The 21,836-nt window shown below is 59.5% G+C and carries 25 protein-coding genes; 21 read left to right on the top strand and 4 right to left on the bottom strand.

Translation table 11 applies throughout. The annotated features are described in order from the left end of the window. Positions 1 to 124: 124 nt before the first annotated feature. Positions 125 to 1,042: a phosphoribosyltransferase family protein gene (locus C6366_RS11865; RefSeq protein WP_107738161.1), complete on the bottom strand. Its 918-nt coding sequence runs from the start codon at positions 1,040 to 1,042 to the stop codon at positions 125 to 127. Continuing rightward, entirely contained in the window at positions 1,039 to 1,923 is an 885-nt protein-coding gene (locus tag C6366_RS11870; protein ID WP_233248484.1) for a pseudouridine synthase, read from the bottom strand. Before C6366_RS11870 ends, C6366_RS11865 begins: the two co-directional genes overlap by 4 nt. A 320-nt stretch (positions 1,924 to 2,243) precedes the next feature. Between C6366_RS11870 and C6366_RS11875 the strand changes: the two genes are divergently transcribed. The 17 genes from C6366_RS11875 (at position 2,244) to C6366_RS11955 (ending at position 16,058) form a co-directional block, all read left to right on the top strand. Beyond that, entirely contained in the window at positions 2,244 to 2,804 is a 561-nt protein-coding gene (locus C6366_RS11875; protein WP_107738163.1) for a hypothetical protein, read from the top strand. A 12-nt stretch (positions 2,805 to 2,816) separates the two neighbouring features. Next, positions 2,817 to 3,368, top strand: coding sequence for an LptA/OstA family protein (locus tag C6366_RS11880; RefSeq protein WP_158269762.1), 552 nt, complete (start codon positions 2,817 to 2,819; stop codon positions 3,366 to 3,368). Continuing rightward, complete coding sequence (lptB, locus tag C6366_RS11885; RefSeq protein WP_107738165.1) at positions 3,365 to 4,090, top strand: LPS export ABC transporter ATP-binding protein; 726 nt, start codon at positions 3,365 to 3,367, stop codon at positions 4,088 to 4,090. Before C6366_RS11880 ends, lptB begins: the two co-directional genes overlap by 4 nt. Before the next feature lie 63 nt (positions 4,091 to 4,153). Beyond that, the gene (gene rpoN, locus C6366_RS11890; protein WP_107738166.1) at positions 4,154 to 5,587 is read left to right on the top strand and encodes an RNA polymerase factor sigma-54; all 1,434 of its coding nucleotides are present in this window, start codon (positions 4,154 to 4,156) and stop codon (positions 5,585 to 5,587) included. A gap of 73 nt (positions 5,588 to 5,660) precedes the next feature. Continuing rightward, positions 5,661 to 6,206, top strand: a complete 546-nt coding sequence (gene raiA / locus C6366_RS11895) for a ribosome-associated translation inhibitor RaiA (RefSeq protein WP_107738167.1) — start codon at positions 5,661 to 5,663, stop codon at positions 6,204 to 6,206. 3 nt (positions 6,207 to 6,209) lie between these two features. Beyond that, positions 6,210 to 6,659 carry a PTS sugar transporter subunit IIA gene (locus C6366_RS11900; protein ID WP_107738168.1) on the top strand — a complete coding sequence of 150 codons (450 nt, stop codon included), beginning with the start codon at positions 6,210 to 6,212 and terminating at the stop codon, positions 6,657 to 6,659. A gap of 112 nt (positions 6,660 to 6,771) precedes the next feature. Next, positions 6,772 to 7,671 (top strand): RNase adapter RapZ, encoded by a 900-nt coding sequence (rapZ, locus tag C6366_RS11905; RefSeq protein ID WP_107738169.1) that lies wholly within the window; start codon positions 6,772 to 6,774, stop codon positions 7,669 to 7,671. 31 nt (positions 7,672 to 7,702) lie between these two features. Then, on the top strand, positions 7,703 to 8,119 hold the full coding sequence (locus C6366_RS11910; RefSeq protein ID WP_233248485.1) for a PTS sugar transporter subunit IIA: 417 nt from the start codon (positions 7,703 to 7,705) through the stop codon (positions 8,117 to 8,119). A 12-nt stretch (positions 8,120 to 8,131) separates the two neighbouring features. After that, positions 8,132 to 8,611, top strand: a complete 480-nt coding sequence (locus C6366_RS11915; RefSeq protein ID WP_107738171.1) for a PTS sugar transporter subunit IIB — start codon at positions 8,132 to 8,134, stop codon at positions 8,609 to 8,611. 31 nt (positions 8,612 to 8,642) lie between these two features. Then, entirely contained in the window at positions 8,643 to 9,308 is a 666-nt protein-coding gene (locus C6366_RS11920; RefSeq protein ID WP_107738172.1) for a PTS sugar transporter subunit IIC, read from the top strand. 97 nt (positions 9,309 to 9,405) lie between these two features. Further along, entirely contained in the window at positions 9,406 to 10,710 is a 1,305-nt protein-coding gene (locus C6366_RS11925; RefSeq protein WP_107738173.1) for a phenylacetate--CoA ligase family protein, read from the top strand. A gap of 61 nt (positions 10,711 to 10,771) precedes the next feature. Further along, positions 10,772 to 11,203, top strand: coding sequence for an ACT domain-containing protein (locus tag C6366_RS11930; protein WP_107738174.1), 432 nt, complete (start codon positions 10,772 to 10,774; stop codon positions 11,201 to 11,203). A 181-nt stretch (positions 11,204 to 11,384) separates the two neighbouring features. Beyond that, positions 11,385 to 12,413, top strand: coding sequence for a TRAP transporter substrate-binding protein (locus C6366_RS11935; RefSeq protein WP_107738175.1), 1,029 nt, complete (start codon positions 11,385 to 11,387; stop codon positions 12,411 to 12,413). Between the two features lie 139 nt (positions 12,414 to 12,552). Next, positions 12,553 to 13,065, top strand: a complete 513-nt coding sequence (locus tag C6366_RS11940) for a TRAP transporter small permease (RefSeq protein ID WP_107738176.1) — start codon at positions 12,553 to 12,555, stop codon at positions 13,063 to 13,065. Beyond that, positions 13,062 to 14,366: a TRAP transporter large permease gene (locus tag C6366_RS11945; RefSeq protein ID WP_107738177.1), complete on the top strand. Its 1,305-nt coding sequence runs from the start codon at positions 13,062 to 13,064 to the stop codon at positions 14,364 to 14,366. The genes C6366_RS11940 and C6366_RS11945 overlap by 4 nt, the downstream gene beginning before the upstream one ends. A 177-nt stretch (positions 14,367 to 14,543) precedes the next feature. Next, positions 14,544 to 15,245: a TIGR04211 family SH3 domain-containing protein gene (locus tag C6366_RS11950; RefSeq protein ID WP_107738178.1), complete on the top strand. Its 702-nt coding sequence runs from the start codon at positions 14,544 to 14,546 to the stop codon at positions 15,243 to 15,245. An 81-nt stretch (positions 15,246 to 15,326) separates the two neighbouring features. Next, the gene (locus C6366_RS11955) at positions 15,327 to 16,058 is read left to right on the top strand and encodes a protein phosphatase CheZ (protein WP_107738179.1); all 732 of its coding nucleotides are present in this window, start codon (positions 15,327 to 15,329) and stop codon (positions 16,056 to 16,058) included. Positions 16,059 to 16,061: 3 nt separating this feature from the next. On the opposite strand, the gene C6366_RS11960 is transcribed toward C6366_RS11955, so the two are convergent. Further along, positions 16,062 to 17,921 (bottom strand): UbiD family decarboxylase, encoded by a 1,860-nt coding sequence (locus C6366_RS11960; RefSeq protein ID WP_107738232.1) that lies wholly within the window; start codon positions 17,919 to 17,921, stop codon positions 16,062 to 16,064. 178 nt (positions 17,922 to 18,099) lie between these two features. On the opposite strand from C6366_RS11960, the gene C6366_RS11965 reads away from it, so the two are divergent. The 3 genes from C6366_RS11965 to C6366_RS11975 all read left to right on the top strand — a co-directional run bounded on the left by C6366_RS11965 (position 18,100) and on the right by C6366_RS11975 (position 20,083). Then, positions 18,100 to 19,122 carry a deoxyhypusine synthase family protein gene (locus C6366_RS11965; protein ID WP_107738180.1) on the top strand — a complete coding sequence of 341 codons (1,023 nt, stop codon included), beginning with the start codon at positions 18,100 to 18,102 and terminating at the stop codon, positions 19,120 to 19,122. Between the two features lie 230 nt (positions 19,123 to 19,352). Continuing rightward, positions 19,353 to 19,724, top strand: a complete 372-nt coding sequence (locus tag C6366_RS11970; protein WP_107738181.1) for an MliC family protein — start codon at positions 19,353 to 19,355, stop codon at positions 19,722 to 19,724. A gap of 140 nt (positions 19,725 to 19,864) precedes the next feature. Next, entirely contained in the window at positions 19,865 to 20,083 is a 219-nt protein-coding gene (locus C6366_RS11975) for a hypothetical protein (protein WP_107738182.1), read from the top strand. Here C6366_RS11975 and C6366_RS11980 read toward each other — a convergent pair. Further along, positions 20,044 to 20,736, bottom strand: a complete 693-nt coding sequence (locus C6366_RS11980; protein WP_107738183.1) for a 16S rRNA (guanine(527)-N(7))-methyltransferase RsmG — start codon at positions 20,734 to 20,736, stop codon at positions 20,044 to 20,046. The two genes, C6366_RS11975 and C6366_RS11980, sit on opposite strands and share 40 nt — an antisense overlap. Before the next feature lie 126 nt (positions 20,737 to 20,862). Here C6366_RS11980 and C6366_RS11985 point away from each other — a divergent pair, with 126 nt between their 5' ends. After that, positions 20,863 to 21,822, top strand: coding sequence for an ACP S-malonyltransferase (locus C6366_RS11985; protein WP_107738234.1), 960 nt, complete (start codon positions 20,863 to 20,865; stop codon positions 21,820 to 21,822). The last annotated feature ends 14 nt before the right edge of the window (positions 21,823 to 21,836 follow it).

The following is a 21,836-nucleotide window of genomic DNA, read 5'->3' on the forward strand; positions in this document are numbered from 1 at the left end:
CGTAGCGTACCATGTCGTTTCAAGTCAGTCATACCGGCGAAGGCCGGTATCCAGTCCGAATATATCCCCGGATGAGCTGAGTAGTTACAAAGGTTCAGACTGTAACGTTTCAGCGTTTCGAGGCTCATAACGGTTCAAGGACGATTCTGGCAATATCAGGAGCCAGGGAAATGACCTGAAAAGGCGGCCTGCTGTGGACGGCCTCGGCTTGTTCCGGGCAGGAATCCGTTATCCAGACCGTTTGGAAATCCTCATTTTCCAGGTGGCACCAACAGCTGTTCGGAAAAACGCCGTGGGTGGCGAAGGCGCTGACTCGGGCCGCCCCTTTTTCCAACAACAGATTTTTGCATTCGATCAGAGTTCCGCCGGACATGATCAGGTCGTCCACGATGAGCACGTGCCGGTCCACCGGGTCGCCTTCCTTGATTAAGACCCCGCGCCGGTCGCCCCGGCGGGCTTTGAGGCAGACGATTTGCGGAAATTCTGGAAACAGTCGCCCGAACCGTTTCCAGGCGCCCTCGTCCGGAAAGGCGATGGACAGGTCTGGCTCGGCGCGAACCTGATCCTTGAGGAGGTGGACCGCAGTTTCCAGCCGGGGGATCACGCTGTCGGAAAAGTAGAATCGTTCCTGCAGGGCGTGGATGTCGTAGATCACGATCTGGGTCGGGCCGGACATGGTCAGGGGGATGTCCGAGAGCAGCCGGGCCAGGGTGGCCGCCGTGGCGATCTGGCCTTCTTCCTCCACCCGCTCCATGGTTCCTGTAGGAAAATAGGGCAGGATCAACTTGAAGGAGCGCACCGCGTAGCGGGGCAGTTCAAAGAGCACGGCCAATTGAGCGAACATCTCGCCGGGCGTGGTCAGGGTACTCAGGAAAGCCACGTCGCGGTTGCGCAATCCCGGTGCGTTCTCGATGCGCAGGTTGGGAAAGCCGTCCCGGAAATAGGACCAGTCGATCCGGCCCAGGGTGATTCGGTCGGGGTGGGCCGTGTGGATGCGCAGGGCCATTTCGGTCATTTGCGGACAGAAGAAAAGATGGATCATGATGGCTCCCGATGGTGGTCAAGGGCAGGGTCAAGAAGGAGGTCAAGGGAAGCGCTCAGGGCCTTAACTTCTCGGTCTGTCAACGGCCGGCTCGCACCGGGAGGGAGGTCGCCCAGGCGGATCGGTCCTTGGGAGACGCGTCGCAGGCGGATGATGTGCAGCCGCAGGTCGCGGCACATCCGGCGGACCTGGCGATTGACGCCTTGGCGGAGGGTCATTTCCAGGGTCACGGCGTTATCCGGTGTTCGGGGTGAGCGGTCCTCAATGATTCGCGCCCGAACCGGCGCGAGTTGGTCTCCTTCGGCCAGACGCATCCCGCCGAGCATGGTCGCCAGTTTTTCCGGGGTGACCCGGCCACGAACGCGGACATGGTAGACCTTGGGGTGTTCCCAGCGGGGATGCGTCATGCGCAGGGCCAGTTCGCCGTTCGTGGTCAGTAGCAGCAGGCCCTCGGAAAGCAGATCCAGCCGGCCCACGGGAAAAGGGCGGCGACCGCGGATGTCCGGCGCAAGCAGGTCGAGGACGGTTTTGCGGCCTTGGGGATCATGGGCCGTGGTGACGACGCCCAAAGGCTTGTGCAGGACCAGATAGAGGTGGTCGGACGGCTGGACTGGACCAAGGCGGATATCACGTCCGTGGACCCGGACATGGTCCACGGTTGGATCGACGCGGATTCCCGGCGAGTCGGCCACGGTTCCGTTGACCGTGACCGCCCCGGCCAGAATCAGGTCGTCCGCGGCCCGGCGGGAACAGAGCCCTGCCTGGGCCAGGGCCTTGTTCAGCCGGAGGGCATGGCCAGCCTGCATAGTGTTTGCCGCTGAATCCCGCATTCCAGAATCATTCATCCAGAGAGCATAGGTCCTGGTGAGCGGGGGGGTCAAGACTGGATTCCTTGAATCGCAGGAAATGGCTTGGAATGGCTACGTATCGCCAATCTCGTCATGCCCGCGAAGGCGGGCATCCAGGTCATACATGCCACAAGTTATTGATGGGTTCCGGTTTGACCACATGGCAAGTGCCGTCTATAGCCGTTGTTCGTTGTTCGTTGTTCGTTGTTCGTTGTTCGTTGTTCGTTGTTCGTTGTCATGCCGGAATTTTGGTCCGCGACCTGGGGGCGAACGGGGATGAAAACCGGCACTCGATTTTCTCTTGCAAAGATTGTACTCTCAATTTTTTATCGATTCTAAACTGTGGGGGATACATGCGTCGGAAAGCCATTGCCGGGGCGCTGATCCTGTTCTTGCTCGGTTTGTATTTCTTTCCCGGTGATGCACCCGTGGAACGGCGAACCGTCGGTCCCATCTCCGGCGCAGCGGACACGGACGTGAGCATGAGCGGCGTGGAGATGCGCCTGGGCCAGGAAGGGCGAACCCTTTGGACCCTGCGGGCTCTGTCCGCGTCCTACGACCAAGGCCAGCAGATGGTGCTGCTCAACGCCCCGACCATCGTAAAAAGCCTGGGTGGTCGGGACATTCCCGTGATCGTCAGCGCCCCCCTGGGGGAGGTGGATCAGGCTACCAGCGATATCCGGCTTTGGTCCGGAGTGCATATGGAACATGGTCCTACCTACCTCAATTCCGACGAGGCCGTTTTCGTCCAGATTGATGAAACTATATTTTTGCACGGGGACATCCTCCTCGACCGCCAGGGGCTGCAACTCCGCTCGCAGCGGGGTGACGTGGACCTGCACACCTGGGTGGTCAATGCCGAGGGCGGGGTGGAAGTCGTCATCGCCAAAGACAGTTTCACGCAAGGGTTGTAGATGAGAGCGCGGTTGTCACTGCAGCGGCTCTTTTGGCTCGCTTTTTCGGTCTTGCTAGCGCTGTTCCTCGTACCCGGCTGGAGCTGCGCCGCAGAGGATGACGAGGCCATTCCTACGCGGATAACAGCGGAGCGGCTACGTTACTCCCATCGCGACCACCAGATCGAGTTCATCGGAGATGTTCGGGTGGACAGGCCGAATTTTCAGCTGCGTTCGGAACGGCTGGTGGTTCTCCTGCGAACCCTGCCTCGGGAGGCTCGCCCCGAGGGCTTGTCGCCGGAGCAGGACATGGAGGCTCAAGTGGACATAGAAAAAATGATCGCCCTGGGCCAGGTCTTCTTGAAGCACGAGGATCGCGTCGGTCACGGCGATATGGCCACCTACTGGGTGGACCAGGGCGTCTTGCGCCTGGAGGGCAACGCACGGGTGGAAGAAGGCGGGACCCGATTGGAAGGCAACGTGATCACGCTCAATGTTGAAGAAAGAGAGGTGGATGTGCAGGGACGCACCGATCGGCGAGTGGAAGGAATGTTTCTTTTGCCTCGGGAACAGGGGGCGCGGTGAAGGCCCTTCTCTCCGGCAAGAATCTGCGCAAAAGCTTCGGCCAGAAAGAGGTGGTCCGGGATATTTCCATCCGGGTCGAGCAGGGAGAGATCGTCGGCCTTTTAGGCCCCAACGGAGCCGGGAAGACCACCACGTTCTACATGCTGGTCGGGGTGATAAAGCCCACCAACGGGGTGGTGGACCTGGACGGAAGGCGGATCACCACCTGGCCGCTGCATGAACGAGCCCGGTTGGGGTTGAGCTACCTGCCCCAGGAAAGTTCAGTCTTCAAAAAGCTGACCGTGATGCAGAATCTGCAAATCATTCTGGAGTACACGGACTTCACCCCGGCCATGCAGCGCAAAAAGGCCGAGGCCCTGTTGGAGGAACTGGGCATCGCCAAGCTGGCCGACCAGAAGGCCATGTTTCTCTCCGGCGGGGAGCGCCGCCGCCTGGAAATCGCCCGAGCCCTGATCCGCAATCCAAAATTTATGTTGCTGGACGAACCCTTCGCGGGCATCGACCCCTTGGCCGTGGACGACATCCAGGAGATCGTCATGTCCCTCAAGGAGCGGGGGATCGGGGTGTTGATTTCGGATCACAACGTCCATGAAACGCTGAAGATTTGCGACAGGGCGTCCATCGTCTTCGAAGGACGGGCCATTTTTGAAGGGTCGCCGGAGGCCATCGTGGCCGACCCCATCGCTCGGAAGGTCTATCTCGGTGAGGACTTTTGCTTATGATTGATCAACAATCGGGAATGGCGTTCCAACTGTTCAGCCCGGTCATGGAGGCGAGAACGCGACATGGCTCTTGAACTGCGCCAGCAACTGAAGTTGACGCAGCAGTTGGTGATGACCCCCCAACTGCAACAAGCCATTAAGCTGCTTCAGCTTTCCAGGCTGGAGTTGGTGGAAAGCATCCAGCAAGAATTGTTGGAAAACCCTGTGTTGGAAATCGTGCCGGAAAGCATTGACGAGACGGTGGAAGCCCCGAAAAAGGATCCCGCGGAGAGCCGGTTCCAGTCCGTCAACGTCGAGGAGCCCCGGCAACTTCACGATTCTGAGTGGCAGGACTACCTGGGAGAATTTTCCAGCATCAGTCGACAGATCCAGGGCCGGGACTGGGAAATCCCGGAAGAGGGAATGAGTTTCGAGGCCCGGCTGGCCGGCAAGTCCACGCTGATTGGCCATCTTTCCTGGCAGTTGCGGCTTTCCGCCCTGTCGGAACGGGAACTGGCCGTCAGCGAGGTGATCCTTGGCAACCTGGATGCCGTGGGGTATCTTTGCGAGTCCATTGAGGACATCGCCGCCATGGCTGGGTGCGAGGCGGAGGAGGCGGAGCGGATCCTGCGGATCATGCAGCGCCTGGACCCCGTGGGGGTCTGCGCAAGAAATCTGCGGGAGTGCCTGCTGGTCCAGATGGACGAACTGGGGCTGGACGACCCGATTCTGGTCTCCCTGGTCAAGGACCATCTTGAGGAGCTGGAAAAGCGGCGCTACAAGCCGTTAGCCAAAAAGTTCAAGCTTTCCATGGAGGAAATCAAGCATTACCTGGACTGCATTCAGCGCCTGGACCCCATGCCCGGCAAAAGCTTCGGCTCCGAGGACCCTCAGTTCACCAGCCCGGACGTTTACATCCTCCAGCACGGCGGCGATTTCATCGTGGTTCTGAACGAGGACGAGATACCGGGCTTGATGATCAACGAGGCCTACGCCAAGGAGCTGTCTGTTCACGACAAGGGGGTCAAGGACTATATTCAGGAAAAGGTCCGATCCGCCCACTGGTTGATGAAAAGCCTGTACCAGCGCCAGCGGACCCTGCATAAGGTCGCCGAAAGCATTGTTCGGTTCCAGATCGAATTTTTCCGTCACGGGGTGACGCATCTGAAGCCGATGATTCTCAAGGACGTGGCCCTGGATATCAACATGCACGAGTCCACGGTCAGCCGGATAACGACAAGCAAATACATGAGCACGCCCCACGGAACGTATGAACTGAAATTTTTCTTCAACAGCGCCTTGGGTATGGACGACGGCTCGGAAGCCGGATCGGAAAGCGTCAAGGCGGAGATCAAGAAGCTGATTTCTGAAGAGGACCCCAAGCGTCCACTCAGCGACGAACTGATCTCGCAACTTTTGAAGAAGTCCCTGGGCGTCAACATCGCTCGCCGGACCGTAGCCAAGTATCGCATGGCGCTGAACATCGAGTCGTCTTCCAAGCGCAAGGCCATTTTTTAACCTTCGCAGACGCTCCCAACGGAGCGAACAACCTCAAACCAACCCAGAACCTGTTTTATTTCGGAGGTGTCGCATGGAAATAACTTTTACATTCAAGAATTTCGAGCCGTCCAATCACCTCAAGGGCTACGCCCGCGAGCGCTTCAATAAGATCAACCGCTACCTGCGTCCTGAAGATCAGGGCGAGCTGGCCGTCAACCTTTCCGTGGAAAAGTATCGCCATATGGCCGAGGTGGTCCTCACGGGCAAGGACATGCATTTCTCCGCCACCACCGAAAGCGAGGACATGTACTCCACCATCGACCTGGTCCTGGACAAGCTCGAGGCTCAGGTGCGCAAGATCAAGGAGAAGAACAAGGACCATCGTCGCGGCCAGAAGAACCAGCCCGCCCGGGTGGACGTGATCACCTTCACTCAGGATGAGACCGGCAAGAGGGCACAGACCATCACGGAAACCGACAACTTCGAGCCCAAGCCTATGTCCGTGGATGAAGCGGCCATGCAGCTGGAAGCCCTGGGCAACGAGTTTCTGGTTTTCTTTAACGCGGACATCGAGCGCGTCAACGTCATCTACCGTCGTAAAAGCGGCGACTTCGGTCTGATCGACCCGGGAATCTAATCGATGGTCCTCAGGGATTTCTTGAGCAAGGACTTGCTGCTCCCCGAGTTGCAAGCCAAGAACAAGACGGAAGTGCTGGCGGAATTGGTCGCCGTCCTGGCCCAAAAGGAGCCGAGCCTGGACGCCGAGGCGGCTTTTAGGGTGCTGAAGGACCGGGAAAGCCTCGGGAGCACGGGCATCGGCGAGGGATTGGCCATTCCCCACGGCAAGCTGGAGGGGCTGGAGCGGATCGTGTTGGTGGTCGGGCGCAGTTCCGAGGGCGTGGATTTCGACGCCCTGGACCACAAGCCGTGCCATATTTTTTTCATGGTTCTGGCCCCGGAACAAGTCGCCGGGATGCACCTGCGCATCCTGGCGTCCATTACCCGGCTGCTCAAGGACGAGGCCTTTCGGCACGCCTTTCTTACGGCCCAGGACAAGGAGCTTTTCTGGGACGCCCTCAATTCGGCGTGATGGTGTTTGAACCGTCCACACCGTAGGGGCACGGCGCGCCGTGCCCCTACGGTGTCCGCGTCCTTGGACACGGGTACCGCGTGCCCAAGGACGCGAAAAGAGGCAAAGAGCAATGAGCGTGGATCATCCGCGAAAACCGAGCGAACTCTCTCTGGTCATGATCGCCGGACAGTCCGGGGCCGGAAAAAGCACGGTTTTGAACGTCTTCGAAGATTTGGGGTATTATTGCGTGGACGGCCTGCCGGCCGGACTGGCCGGACAGTTGCTGACTCTGTCCGATGAGATGAAGCTGGATCAGTACGCCGGGGTGGCCTTGGGGCTGGATGTGCGGCAACCGGACTTCGCCCTGCAATGGGAGCAGTTCGTGGAGCGGATGGATCAGGCCGGGATGAGCCCGAAGCTGGTCTTTCTGGAAGCTCGAGACGCCGTGCTGATCCGGCGCTACGCCACCACCCGCCGCCCTCATCCTCTGGAAGCCCAGGGCATGGGTTTGGACCAAGCTATCTGCCGGGAACGAATCATGCTGGAGGGGCTGCGCAAGCATGCCGACTTGGTGGTGGACACGTCGGACTTTTCCATCCATGAACTGCGGCGGGTGTTTCAGGAGAAATGGCCTCTGGATCAGAATCTTGGCGAAGGAATGCGCATTCATTTGATTTCCTTCGGCTTCAAGTATGGCGTTCCTCTGGAGGCGGATCTGGTCTTTGATCTACGGTTTCTGCCCAATCCCTACTTCGTTCCGGAACTGCGTCCCTTGTCCGGCCTGGACGAGTCCATTGTCCGTTACGTGCTGAACGACGATCCGGGAAGGGACTTCATCGGGCGATTCGAGGATTTTTTGCGGTACCTGCTGCCGTTGTACGCGGTGGAAGGCCGATATCGGTTGACCATGGCCCTGGGATGTACCGGAGGGCGGCATCGTTCGGTGGCCGTGTCCCAGGCCGTATTGACCTCGCTGACGACCGCCGGTTTTTCCGTTACCATTGAACATCGTCACCTGAATCTGGGATGAACCCGGATTTCAGTTTTTTCGGGAGCATGCGGTGATTGGAGTCGTGTTGGTCACGCATACGGAGTACGGAGCTTACCTGCTCAAGGCCGCGGAGCTGATTCTCGGGCCCCAGCAGGATTGCTATTTCGTGAGCGTGGACGTAACCAAGGAAGTGGAGAAGTCCCTTTCGGAGATCAGAAAAAGCGTCAAAAGCGCGGATCACGGCCCGGGAGTGGTCATTCTGACGGATATGTTCGGCGGGACGCCGACGAATTTGAGTCTGTCGCTGCTGAACAAAAATGAGCATCAGTTGGAAGTGATCACCGGAGTGAATCTGCCAATGTTGCTGCGCGTCCTCGGTTCGCGCAAGTTGTCCTTGGCCGAACTGGCCAAAGAGGCCAAGGCGGCCGGATCCCAGGGGATCGTCGTCGCGGGGGACCTGTTGCGCAGCAAGGTGGCCAAGGAGTAGGCCGGAGCGGTCATGAACTGGGTGCGCATCGACAATCGTCTGGTCCACGGGCAGGTCATCGAAGCCTGGATGCCGTATCTGGGCGCCAGGAATATTCTCGTGGTCAACGACGAACTGGCCGACGACGATATGCGTCAGGAGATCATCCGCTTGGCCGTGCCCAGCGGCGTGGAGCTCTCCTTTGTCGGGGTTGATCGTATTTCCACGCATCTGGATGAGCACGGTCGGATTATCCATCCGCGGGACTACACGCTGCTGCTATTCGCCACGTGCGGCGACGTGCAGCGGGCGGTGCAGGCTGGATTTGCGTTGACCACGGTGAACATCGGCAATCTGCATTATTCACCGGGCAAGCAACAGCTCTGTCCGCACGTGGCCCTGAGCAACGAGGACATCGGCTGTCTGAAGGCCTTTGCCAAACGGGGCATTCATTTGGATTTCCGCTGTGTTCCCAACGATTCGACGCAGGTGAAGACATCATGGTGGGGATGAGCATGGACGCGCTGGCCTGGGCGGGCTTGGCGTGTTTTTTTTTGCCCTGTTTTCCCTGGCCCGATTCGGCCTGAATCTCGGTTTTCTGGATCGACCCCTGGTGATCGGCATGCTTTGGTCGGCCGTGACAGGACACTGGGAGACGGCCTTGCCCGTGGCACTGTTTTTCGAGCTGTTCTTTTTGGATCTGTTTCCCATTGGAACCTACATTCCCCCGCACGGCCCCTTTGCCCTGCTGACATCCCTGGCCCTGGTGAACATCTTCGACCTCGCCCAGGCTCCGGTGATCTTTATGGTCATGCTGCTCTGCGCACCCACGGCCCTTTTGGGCAGCCGTCTCGAACTGTTTCAGCGTCGTAGACAAAATGCCGTGTATACGCAAATGCTTCAGTCCACGCGAGGTGGCGCGGATGTAACCATCTCCCCGGTGAATCCAGTGAAAATGGCCCTGTTGCAATCCGTCGTGGTGAACTTGGCGGCGTTCATTGTGGTCATGGCCCTGCTCGTGCCGCTCACCGACGTGCTCTTGCAGCAATTCCGCGGACGTGTCCTGATGTTGCCCATTACTTGGCCGGTGGTCTGGATGATCGGAACCGTCGGGGTTCTGCTTTCCCTGCGCTCGCGTAGAGTCTACGCTCTGCTGCTGGGGGCGGTGGTCCTGGCCGGAGGATATTACTGGCTCAGCCATTTCGCGTGACGGACGTGGCCGGGCGGGGTGCCGTGGGCACGTCCGTGCCGTGGACCGGGATGCCCAGTTCAGTCCTGAATTCCCAATTGCTCAAGGAGGACAGTTCGTGATTTTCGACATTGAGAAAGAGACCGCGCCACGGGAAGATCTGGAGCCGTTGCAGTTGTCCCGGCTCCGGAACCTAGTGGAGCGGGTTAATGCCAACGTGCCATTTTATCGACGCAAGTTCGAGGAAACCGGCATACGTCCCGAACAGGTCAAAAGCCTCAACGATCTGAAATACCTGCCGTTCACGGAAAAGCAGGATCTGCGCAACAACTATCCCTTCGGTCTGTTCGCCGTGCCCAAGGAAAACGTCGTCCGCATCCATGCCTCTTCCGGCACCACGGGCAAGGCCACGGTGGTGGGGTATACGCACCGCGACGTCCGCAACTGGGCTGGCCTGATGGCCAGAGCCTTCATGGCCGCCGGGGTCAATCGAGGCGACGTGGTGCATAATGCCTACGGATACGGCTTGTTCACCGGCGGGCTGGGCGTGCATTACGGTGCGGAGGAACTGGGGGCGACCATCGTACCCATTTCCGGCGGAGGCACCAGGCGCCAAGTGATGCTGCTTCGGGACTTCGGCCCCACGGTGCTGTGCAGTACCCCGTCCTACAGCCTGTTCCTGTTCGAAGCGGCCCAGGAGGCCGGGATTCCGTTCAGCGAGCTGCCCATCCGCGTTGGCATCTTTGGGGCCGAACCCTGGTCCGAGGAGATGCGCCAGGACATCCAGTCCAAGCTGGGCCTGATCGCCCTGGACATCTACGGACTCTCCGAAATCATGGGGCCCGGGGTGGCCATGGAGTGCGCCGCGGCTCAGAAAGGCCTGCACATTTTCGAGGACCATTTCCTGCCGGAGATCATCGACCCGATCACCGGCGAGCAATTGCCGCCCGGGGAGACCGGCGAACTGGTCTTGACCACCCTGACCAAGGAAGCCCAGCCTCTGATCCGTTATCGGACCCGGGACATCACCTCCCTGAACTACGTTCCCTGCCGTTGCGGCCGGACCCATGTCCGGATGAGCCGGATCAAGGGGCGCAGCGACGACATGCTGATCATTCGCGGGGTGAACGTCTTTCCGTCGCAGATCGAAGCCCTGCTTCTGGAAACCGAGGGCCTGACCCCGCATTATCAGTTGATCCTGGATCGCCAGGGTGCCATGGACACCCTGGAGGTGCGGGTGGAGGTGGATGAAAAGCTCTTTTCCGACGAAGTGCGCCATTTGCAGCGCCTTGAAGGCAAAATCCAGGGGAACATCAAGGAGTTTCTCGGTGTGACGGCCAAGGTCAAACTGGTGGAACCGCGTAGCCTGACCCGTTCCGAAGGCAAGGCCAAACGGATCATCGACCAGCGCCCCAAGGTCTGAGATCGCATCACGGTTTCTCAATCCGTCGCAGAACCTGAATCCCTTACGGGAGGGTAGAACAATGAAAGTGGAACAGATTTCGATTTTTCTGGAGAATCGCGCCGGACGCCTGACGGATGTGACCAGGGTCTTGTCCCAGGCCAAGGTGAACATCCGGGCGTTGTCCCTGGCTGATACGTCGGATTTCGGCATCCTGCGCCTGATCGTCACGGACCATGAACGGGCCAAGCAAGTGCTCAAGGAAAACGGCTTCACCGTGGGGCGGACCTCCGTGGTGGCCGTGGAAGTGGCCGACAGACCCGGAGGGCTGCACTCCATTCTGGAACTGCTGAGCAACAACCAGATCAACGTGGAATACATGTACGCCTTTGTCCAGCAGACCGGTAAGGACGCGGTCATGATTTTCCGGTTCGACCGGACGGATCAGGCTATTGAGTTATTGCAAAACAGCAAGATTCGGATCATCCCTGGCGACGAACTCTACAATCTGTAAGCATCCGCATGTGAGGATGTAACTGCTCAAAAATAGTGGCAAGCATGGCCTGAATATGACGAGCTTGAGAACCTTGCTATATAGAGGTCGTTCCCGCGAAGGCGGGAATCCAGCGTCGGAATGGGGCTATATCCAGAGTGTGCTGAGTAGTTCCCGAAACTTTTACTTAGGGGGGCGAGAGATGAAAAGAATGGGATTGACGTTCATGGTGGCGCTTCTGGCGTTGCTCTTCATATCGACCGCCGCCATGGCGCAGCGTCCGGTATCCTTGCGCTTGGCGCACTTTTTTCCGGCGACCCACCCGGCGGAGACGGAATTGGTCCAGGGTTGGGCCAAGGCCCTGGCAGAGGCGTCCAACGGGCGAATCGAGGTCGTCAGCTATCCGGGCCAGACCCTGCTCGCGGCTCCGGAGATTTACGACGGAGTGGTCACGGGCATCGCGGACATCGGCCTTTCCGCCTTCGCCTATACCAGGGGCCGCTTTCCATTGCTGGAGGCGTTCGAGCTGCCCGGCGTGACCTACAAAAATTCCAAGGTGGCCAGCCAGGTGGCCTGGGACGGGATCAAGGCATTGAATCCGGCGGAGGTCCAGGACACCAAGCTCTTGATGGTCCTGGCTACCGGACCCGGCGACCTGTTCACCAAGTCGCCCGTGCGCACTCTGGAAGACCTGCGGGGCATGGAAATCAGAGCCACTGGCCTGAGCGCCAAGACCTTGGCCGCTCTGGGTGCCATCCCCGTGGCCATGCCCCAGTCCGAGGCCTACGAGGCCCTGTCACGCGGACTGGTCAAAGGCAATCTTTCGCCCTTGGAGGTTTTGCAAGGCTGGCGGCACGCCGAGGTTACGGATTACCTGACCTTGACACCGTTTCTCTACAATACCTTGTTCTTCGTGACCATGAACCAACGCGCTTGGGATCGGCTGCCTGAAGACCTGCAAGCCTTGATCACGGAGGTTTCCGAGCAATTCTTCCATGACGTGGCCAAGGGTCTGTGGGATGCGCAGAACGAGACGGGCCTGGCCTATGCCGTGGAAACCACGGGGCAGCAGGTGATCACCCTCTCCGAAGAGGAGACGGCCCGGTGGACGGAACTGGTTTTACCGATCCAGGCCGAGTTTCTTGAGGACATGGCCGGTCGGGGACTGCCCGGACAAGAGATACTCGACTTGGTGATCGAGCTGTCCGGAAAGTACAACACCAAGTACTGATCCATAACGGATACTTTTTTTCCAAGGGGGCGCGGGGTATTGCCGCGCCAAGACAAGGCCCGCGTCCTGCATCTGGTTTCGAAGGCGTCTGGACGCGCGGCCGTTTTTTTCGTTAAACCGTCTTCGCTCCACACCCATAATGCCGTCACGTTCAAAACGTTATCTTCAGCTCACTGAAAAATACGTCTGGGCCGTCAGTAAGGTTTTTGACGCCGTGGCTGGAATCAGCCTCCTGGCCGTAATGTTTCTGGTGGTCCTGAACATCATCCTGCGGGCATTCTTTAAGAGCCCGATTCTCGGAACATATGAATTCGTGGGCTTTCTGACCTCCCTGGCCGTGGGCCTGGCCCTAGCCCATTGCGCCCTGAAGAACGGGCATATCGCCGTGGGCTTTCTGGTGGCCAAGCTTCCCGAGCGGGTCAGAGCCTGCATCGACGGCCTGACCAACATCACGGCCGCGGTGTTTTTCGTTTTCTGCTCCTGGCACATGCTGGACTATGCCCAAAGCTTCGCGGCCAGCGGCGAGGTGGGATTGACCACGAGGATTCCCTTCTTTCCGTTTGTTTACGGACTTGCCGCGTCCCTGGGATTGCTTTGCCTGGTCCTGATCCTGCGTGCCGTGGAGATGATGGGCATGGCGGTGCGCCGATGAGCCCGACAGTGATCGGCTTGGCCGGCATCGGTTTGTTTTTCTTGCTGCTGATCTTGCGCATGCCCATTGCCTATGCCATGGCCCTGACCGGGTTTTTGGGATTCAGTTGGCTGGTTTCTCCGGATGCGGCGTTTCGGGTCGTTTCCAAGGATCTCTACGCCACGTTCTCCTCCTACTCCCTGAGCGTGATCCCCATGTTCATCTTTATGGGGTTTTTGGCATTCTACTCCGGGATAGGGGCTAGGCTGTTCACCTTCGCCTACCGGACCATGGGCCACTATCCCGGAGGGTTGGCCATAGCCACCCAGGCCACCTGCGCACTTTTCGGCGCGGTTTGCGGGTCCAACACGGCCACGGCCGCGACCATCGGGGCCATAGCCATCCCGGAGATGAAAAAATACCGGTACGCAGACACTCTTTCGACGGCCAGCGTGGCCGCTGGAGGGGCGTTGGGGGTCCTGTTCCCGCCCAGCGTGATCTTTATCGTCTACGGCATGGCCACGGAGCAATCCATCGGCAAGCTGTTCATGGCCGGGATCATCCCCGGTTTTTTGTTGATGTTTCTCTACATGGCCACCATTTTTATCATGGCCCGACGTAACCCCCGGCTTGGTCCACCCGGGCCTGTGTTCGGCTGGAAGGATCGCCTCGCGGCCTTGAAGGGCGGAATCTGGGAAGTATTCGTCATCTTTTCTCTGTCCCTGGGCGGCCTGTTCGCCGGTTGGTTCACTCCCACCGAAGCCGGCGCCGTTGGTGCGTCCGGGGTGTTTTTTCTGACCCTGATCCAAGGCAAGCTGCGCTGGGACGGACTAAAGCGGGCTCTGGCCGACTCCACCCGGACCACGGCCATGATCATGCTCCTGGTGGCCGGGGCGGTGATCTTTGGGCGGTTCATGGCCGTCAGCCGCATCCCGTTCGACCTGGCGTCCTGGGCTGGCCAACTGGACCTGCCGGCCTACGTGGTCATGGCCCTGATCCTGCTAATCTATCTCGTCCTGGGATTCTTCATCGACGCCCTGGCCCTGGTCCTGCTGACCATTCCCATCTTCTACCCCGTGGTGGTCAATGTTCTGGGATATGACCCGATCTGGTTCGGGGTGATCATGGTTTTGGTCGTGGCCATGGGCGTGATCACACCCCCGGTGGGCATGAACGTCTATATCGTCAAGGGAATTGCCGCGGACGTCCCCCTGGAAACCATCTTCAAGGGAATCTGGCCGTTTCTGGCAGCGTTGATCGTCTGCATCGCCATTCTGCTGGCCTTCCCCGCGCTGACCACGTTTTTACCAGGCCTGATTTAGCCTCGGTGTGGTGTCGCGATGAAGAGATTTCCATGTCGTGGGGACGGTCGGATAGGGTGCGGCGGGTCTGATTTTCCGGGGTGCTGGGCCATAGGGAGCGTTGCATTTGGGTACGGTTCGGTGCTACGAAATGGCTCTTTTCGATTATCCAGACCTTGTTTTTTCTGAGGGATACCGATGAAGACATATCGGATCAAACGCTTTTTTGCCGGGCGCTTTTTTACCGGGGTTTCCTTGCTGATCACCTTTGCCTGCGGGGCGGATGTCGCTGAAGCGGAAACCGTGTACGTGTCCGATGTTCGCGAAATTTCCAAACGGGCAGGGCCGTCCACCGAGCACCGGATCCTTCAAGTGTTGCCCGCTGGAGCGAAAATGGAAGCATTGTCCGAACAGGCCGGATGGTTGCGGGTCCGTGGCCCAAACGGCATTGAGGGCTGGGTGCTGAAGCGTTTCACCAGCGAGGAAATCCCGGTTTCCTTGAAGTACCAGGAGCTTCGTGATGAATATGACGAGCTCTATGCTGCATCCAGCGGCGCATTGGGGCGAATCGCCGAACTGGAGGAGGTCAACCAGAACCTGTTGGAGACCTTATCGGAAACCTCCAACAAGCTTCTGGATCTGGATCGTGAACACGTGGCCCTTCAAGTAGACGCGGCCGATGTCCTGGATTTGCGGCAGCGGTATGATCGAACCGTTGTCGATCTGGCCGAGGCGCGGAGCGAGGTGGAGACCTTGCGCCAAGAGAACAGCAAGTTGAAGTCCTGGGACCGTTTTTACTGGTTTCTCGCCGGCGGAGCGGTCTTTTTGGTGGCTTGGCTGGCCGGAGTGATCACCGGGCGTTTGCAGGGCAAGCGGCGGAATACCCTGCAATATACCTGATCGCGAAGCAATTTGAACAACACAAGGCCCGAACGCCGTACGCGAGCACGGTTAATGGGCCGCAACACAGCGAGGAGCACCATGCTCAGCAATGATGAAATGGCTGATCGGGTCATGGATCGGATTGCCGCGCGTATTTCCGAAGAATTACGCGGAACCATGGTCCAGGCCCTGGAAAGAGAGTTGCAGAAGAACATCAGCCGATCACTGATGCAAGGTGAGTTCTACCGGACCCTGAACGCGGAATTGCAGGACGGGTTGAAGCAAATCTACAAGGAAATCGCCGAAGCCAAGAAGTACGACGGACAGGCCCCGATCGTGGGCGGTCAAACCTCCGCCCTGATTTCCGAAGCCTCGGACCAACTTGACGAGATTCTCAAGGCCACGGAGCAGGCCGCGGTCCAGGTCATGGACATCGTGGAAAACCAGATGGAATTGCAGGCCGAGATGACCGCGACCCTGGAACGTTTCCGCAGCGGCGGGGCCAGGGCCGCAGACGTGAACTCCCTGATCGCGACCAACCAGCGCCTGAGCGAGGACTTCATGCGGATCATGACCGCCTTGTCCTTCCAGGATCTGACCGGCCAGCGGATCAAGAAGATCATCACCGCGATCAAGCAGGTGGAGCGGATCACCACGGAACTGTTCGTGGCCACGGGGTTGAAGATCAAGGGAATTGACGAGAACCCGGAAAAGGACTTCCAGGCCCTGAACACGGAAGCCAAGCAAAAAGCCTCGGAACTCAAAGGGCCGCAAACGACGACCAACCAGAACGACGTGGATGATCTGCTGGCCCAGCTTGGGCTGGACTGACGCTCACCACAATCCCTCCAGCGGTCCTCCCTTGGCCGCGAGCAGATCCACCCTTTTTCCCACTTCCGTATCCGGTTCCAGGGCCGGTGCATGGTGGGGCTTTGCTCGGGCGTCGATGACCAGGGGGCCGTTGCAGCCCCAGTGTTTGCAGGTCATGGTTTCGCCGACTCCATAGATGTCGCGGGCTGGATCGGAGCGGGTAAAGGTGGTCCAGAGGAAGTTGTTCAGGGTTCGGGCGACAAAGGCGCTGTCGTCGGCCACGATGATCAGGGGCCAGTCCATGAGTTGCTTGGCGGCGTGCAGTTCGCGGCAAAGTTCGGTCATGGCCGGATCCTGAGCGTGGCGGGCCCGGGTGCAGGCCGGACCTTGAATGACGAGGATTCCGGCCAGGACGTTCGGTGCGCAGACTTGGGGCGAGCCGAAGCCTCCCGGGAGGCGGAGGTCGCTGGGAAAAGACGTGGGCAGGGTCCGGCGGGGCGGACCGGCAGCGGCGATCACCACCTTGGAGCCTTGGTTTAGGCCCAGGCCGGAGTAGTCCAGGGTGTCCACGGTGGTCCGGGTTTGGAAGTGCAGATCCCGGGTCCAGTCCACCCGTTCCAGGACGTGGCGGAAAAACGCGGCGATGTCGTGGATGTCCGGAGAGTCGTCGGCCTGGTCGACGATGAACAGATATTTGGCCAGGGAGAGTTGGCCCTGGCCGAGGATGGCGTTGGCCTGGGTGAGCAGTTCACGGGGCGCTCGTTCAGAATCATAGGGCACGTAGCGCTCGCTGCCCAGGGCCAGGAGCAGGGGATGCACCCCGGCGGCGTCCACGGCGTGTACGGCCCGGACTCCCGGAAGCACCGTGGGGATGGCCTCGCCGGTGAGATCGTGGATCAGCGCGCCGAAGGTGGTGTCTTCCTGGGGAGGACGGCCCACGGTGGTGAAGGGCCAGACCGCGTCCGGGCGGTGATAAACCCGGTCCACGGTGAGTACCGGAAAGTCGTGCTCCAGACTGTAGTAGCCCAGGTGGTCGCCGAAGGGGCCTTCGGGCAGGGTTCTGGCACCGTTGACCACGCCGGAGATGCAGAAGTCGGCCTGGGCCGGCATGGGCAGGCCGTTGGCGGAGCGGACCAACTCAAGCCGTTGGCCGCCGAGTATTCCGGCGAAGCTGAGTTCCGGCATGCCCTCGGGCAGGGGCATCACCGCGGCCAGGGTCATGGCCGGCGGTCCGCCAATGAACACGTTCACCCGCAACGGTAGGCCGCGTTGCAAAGCCACGGCATGGTGTACGCCGATGCCCCGGTGGATCTGATAGTGCAGGCCCGCTTCCCTGTCTGGCGCATACTGGCCTCCGGAGAACTGGACCCGGTACATGCCCAGGTTGGAGTTCATCCAATTATTCGGGCCGGATTTGACCGGGTTTTCGGAATAGACCTGGGGCAGGGTGACGAAGGCCCCGCCGTCCCTGGGCCAGGAAACCTGGTTGGGTAGGTCGGAGAGGGCGCAGCTCTTGGCCAGGATCGGCCCGTTGGCCACGTATTTCGGTCGGGCGTTCCACAGGGTGCGAACCAGTCCCAGATATTTCCAGGGAGCGCGTAGCGCGTCACTCGGATCGACCTTCAGCCGGACCAGTTTTTCCAGGGCCGGGAGGGTGTCCCGGAAGATGTATCTGGCCCGGTCCAGGGTGCCGAACAGATTGCCCAGCATGGGAAAGTGGCAGCCCTTGACCCTGGTAAAGAGCAGGGCCGGCCCTCCAGCCTGGTAAACCCGGCGCTGGATGACCCCGGCTTCCAGGTACGGATCCACTTCCACGTCCAACCGGACCAGCCTTCCGGCAGCCTCCAAATCGCGAATGCATGCTTGTAGCGTGTCGTATCCCATGACGGTCTTGTACTCGACGGATTTTTCAGCGTCCAGTTTCATATTTTCGTGCCCGGTTGGGAACGCTGAATGAAGCCTGGCATAAATTGACGGAAGTCTTGGCACCGACTATTCCAAGGATAACGGATGCCGCAATCGGCAATTCACCCTACTTTTTGATTCCAAAGGAGACTTCGTCATGTGTTCGGCTGAGAGTACGACATCCAAGAAATCAAGCGATACCCTCAAACTCGGACCAGTGGGATCGTTCATTACGCACCATTATAGGCATTTCAACGCAGCGGCCCTGGTCGACGCGGCTCGGGCCTATGACGCCTTTCTGCTTGAGGGCGGGAAGATGATGATCACCCTGGCCGGAGCCATGAGCACCGCGGAGTTGGGGCTGTCCCTGGCCGAGATGATCCGCCGGGACAAGGTGCATTTGATCGTCTGCACCGGGGCCAACCTGGAAGAGGACATCTTCAATCTCGTGGCTCACGATTTTTACGAACGGGTGCCCAACTACCGGGACCTTACCCCTCAGGACGAAGCGGAATTGCTGGCCCGGCATATGAACCGGGTCACGGACACCTGCATTCCGGAAATGGAGGCCATGCGGCGGATCGAGAAGGCCATGCTCCAGGTCTGGACCGCGGCGGACACCAAGGGAGAGCGATATTTTCCCCATGAGTTTTTTCGGCAGATTCTGGCCGCCGGGGATCTGGCCCCGTCCTACCAGATTGATCCCAAGAACTCCTGGATGCTGGCGGCCATGGAAAAGAACGTGCCCATGGTCGTTCCGGGCTGGGAGGACTCCACACTGGGCAACATGTACGCCGCCGCGGTGTTGCGGGGCGAGGTCAAAAACGTGCACACCGTGCGCACCGGGATTGAGTACATGACCTGGCTCGCGGACCACTACACCCAGACCACGAAGCAAAATCCTCTGGGCATGTTTCAGATCGGTGGGGGGATCGCCGGGGACTTCCCGATCTGCGTGGTGCCCATGCTCCACCAGGACATGGAGCAAATCGAGGTTCCGCTGTGGGGCTACTTTTGTCAGATTAGCGACAGCACCACCAGCTACGGCTCCTATTCCGGAGCCATCCCCAACGAGAAAATCACCTGGGGTAAACTGGGCGTGGACACACCCAAATTCATCATCGAATCCGACGCGACCATCGTCGCGCCGTTGATTTTCGCTTATTTGCTAAGTTGGTGACACTGCAGCGACACTTCCATATTCCATCGTCTGGCCAAGATGTTTAGCCACGGGGCACACGGGGAAAGAAACCCTGGTTTTCCCGAATATGTTCTCCGTGCCTCCTTGTGTGCTCCGTGGTTAATTCTTCAGATATGTCGGTTCTTGCCCCAAATTTCGTTGTATTGGAAATGATCACGACATGACCACGGGAACCGGCTGAATCGGCGAACAAGAAGGAGGAAAGGAGCATGCTACGGACAGTTGGAGTCTGCACCTGCCTGGCGATCCTGCTGATTGCCGGATGCAACTGGAGTCGCGACGGGCGTGATCCCGGCGAACTGACGGTGGTCCCGATCACAGATGTCGCTTATCTCTGTTCCGGCGAAAAGCGGGTCATGGCCCGGTATTATGTTCTCTCTGACAAGACGCTGCACTTTGTCCGTTTGGAGCTGCCCAACATGGAGGTGATCACCCTGCCCAACGCTGTTTCGGCTTCCGGTTCCAGGTACACCGACGAGCGGGAATTTGTTTGGTGGGTCAAGGGCCGGGAAGGTTTTCTGGAGAAGCGCGGCGAGGACGGGGAGTGGCGGCCGTATCTGGAGGATTGTCGCGAATTATGAAGAATTGAAGACTCCCTTGGAACTTTACCTTTATTGTCGATGAAAGGGGGGGAAGGGTTCTTTACGGCGGTCGATTTTCCTGCCATGTTATTTGTTTTTCGTGAATCCGGACACCTTTAGAAGAGCATCAAGGCAGAGCTATGCTTCCCATGGATTGTTTGCGGGAAATCGAGGAGCTGCTTTCCAGCGGCCAGTTGGTTCAGGATTTTCAGGGCGGATGCGAGAATGATCGGTTCGTGATCCTGGAATTCCTGGAAAAGTTGATGGACCTGGGCGAGGCCGCGGACGCCGCGGCCACGGAGGCCATTTTCAAGGGCTCTTACCTGGAGATGACGGCGGCTGCCAAGGACCAGAAATAACGGGTCTTGTCGCCGGAAGGGTAGCTTCGGACGGCCTGAAGGGACCAGCCCGACGGAAAGATTTTGGGCGGGGCCTCGTTGGCCATGATCAGGACCAGCCCTTCCGGTGCCAGCCAGGGGCGCACCAATTCCAGGAGTCGGGGCCAGGGCAGAAAGGCCCGGCTCAGGCACAAATCTAAGGGAGCCAGAGCGGGCAAAGCCTGTTCGGCCCGTTCCGGGCGAACCACTGTTTGACGCAGCCCCATGGCCGCGACGGCCTGGAGCAGAAAGGCCGTGCGCTTGCGGCGGATTTCCACCAGGTGATACGTTCCTTGCGGCCAGAACAGCCGCAAAGGCAGGCCGGGCAGCCCGGCCCCGGCGCCCAGGTCCACGGCCAGGGGTCTTTTCGGGTGGCTATCCGTGGCGTTTTTCAGCAGGGGCAGGGTGTCCAGAAAATCGGCCAACAGCCAACTGTCCGCCACCAAGTCCGTCAGGATGATCCTCCAGTCGCCGGGCCCCACCAGATTCATGCGTTGATTCCACTGGAGCAGCAGGCTGAGGTAGCGGCTTAATCCCAGGGCCTGCTCCTTGGTCAGTGTCCGGCCGAGGTCGGGGGTCAGGGCTATGATTTGGTCCGGTGTCGGCGGTGCCTGGGAGGTGGTTTTGGCGGTCATGGGACGATCCTTGGCCGATCACGGGGGAAAAGGCAAGAGGGAAGAGAGGGCTGAAGGCTGAGACCTGAAACCTGAGGTTTGAAAGTTGCAGCGGAATGGGAACGTGCTGTTATGGATGAAAAAAATATGAGTGAATCAACATCGAAAATCGTGGTTGTCTTTCCCGGCCAGGGTTCCCAGGAGCCGGGCATGGGGCGGGACGTGGCGGAGCGGTTTCCCGAGGTCATGGAGCTTTGGCGGCGGACGGAAAAGGCGGCGGGAGCGCCGTTGCGTGAAATCTACTGGGACGGCGCTGAGCAGGACATGGCCCGCACCAGATATCTCCAGCCGGCCATGACCGCGACCACCTTGGGATTGTGGATCGTGGGTCATGAACGCCTACAGGCAGAGGCCCTGGCCGGTCACAGTCTGGGAGAATTCGCCGCGCTAGCCGCGGCGCGGATTCTGGAAATTCCGGTGGTCCTGGAGCTGACTGCGTTGCGCGGACGCCTGATGGACGAGGTCGGGGAGGCCCAGGGCGGCAAGATGGCCGCGGTGCTCAAGCTTTCCCAGGAGGTGGTCCAGGAAATCGTGGACACGGCCCGGGGCGAAAGCGGCCAGGAACTGCGCATCGCCAACCACAATTCTCCGGCCCAGTTCGTGATTAGTGGGACCGCCGACCTGGTGGACCAGGCCGCGGCCCTGGTCAAAGAGCGCAAGGGCCGTGCCGTGCCCTTGGCCGTGAGCGGGGCTTTTCATAGTTCCTTGATGGCCGAACCGGCCAAGGAGTTCGCCGGAGCATTGAAGAAGTTGGATTGGCGCACGCCGCGCATTCCTGTCTACTTCAACGTCACGGCGGCCGTGGAGTCCGATCCGGCTCGCATCCAAACCCTGGTGGCGAAGCAGATGACCTCTTCCGTTCTCTGGACCCAAGGCGTTCAAGCTCAATGGGCCGACGGGGGCCGAACCTGGATCGAGCTTGGCCCCAAGGGGGTTTTGAGTCGGCTGGCTGGCGCGATTCTGGCCAAAAAGGATGAGCCTTGGGAGGCGAAGAGCGTCCCGGGGCTGGAGGCACTGGAGGCCTTTGCATCGGCTGAAACGGCATGATTGTCTGGGCATTT

The organism is Desulfonatronum sp. SC1 (genome assembly GCF_003046795.1).
Lineage (GTDB): Bacteria > Desulfobacterota > Desulfovibrionia > Desulfovibrionales > Desulfonatronaceae > Desulfonatronum.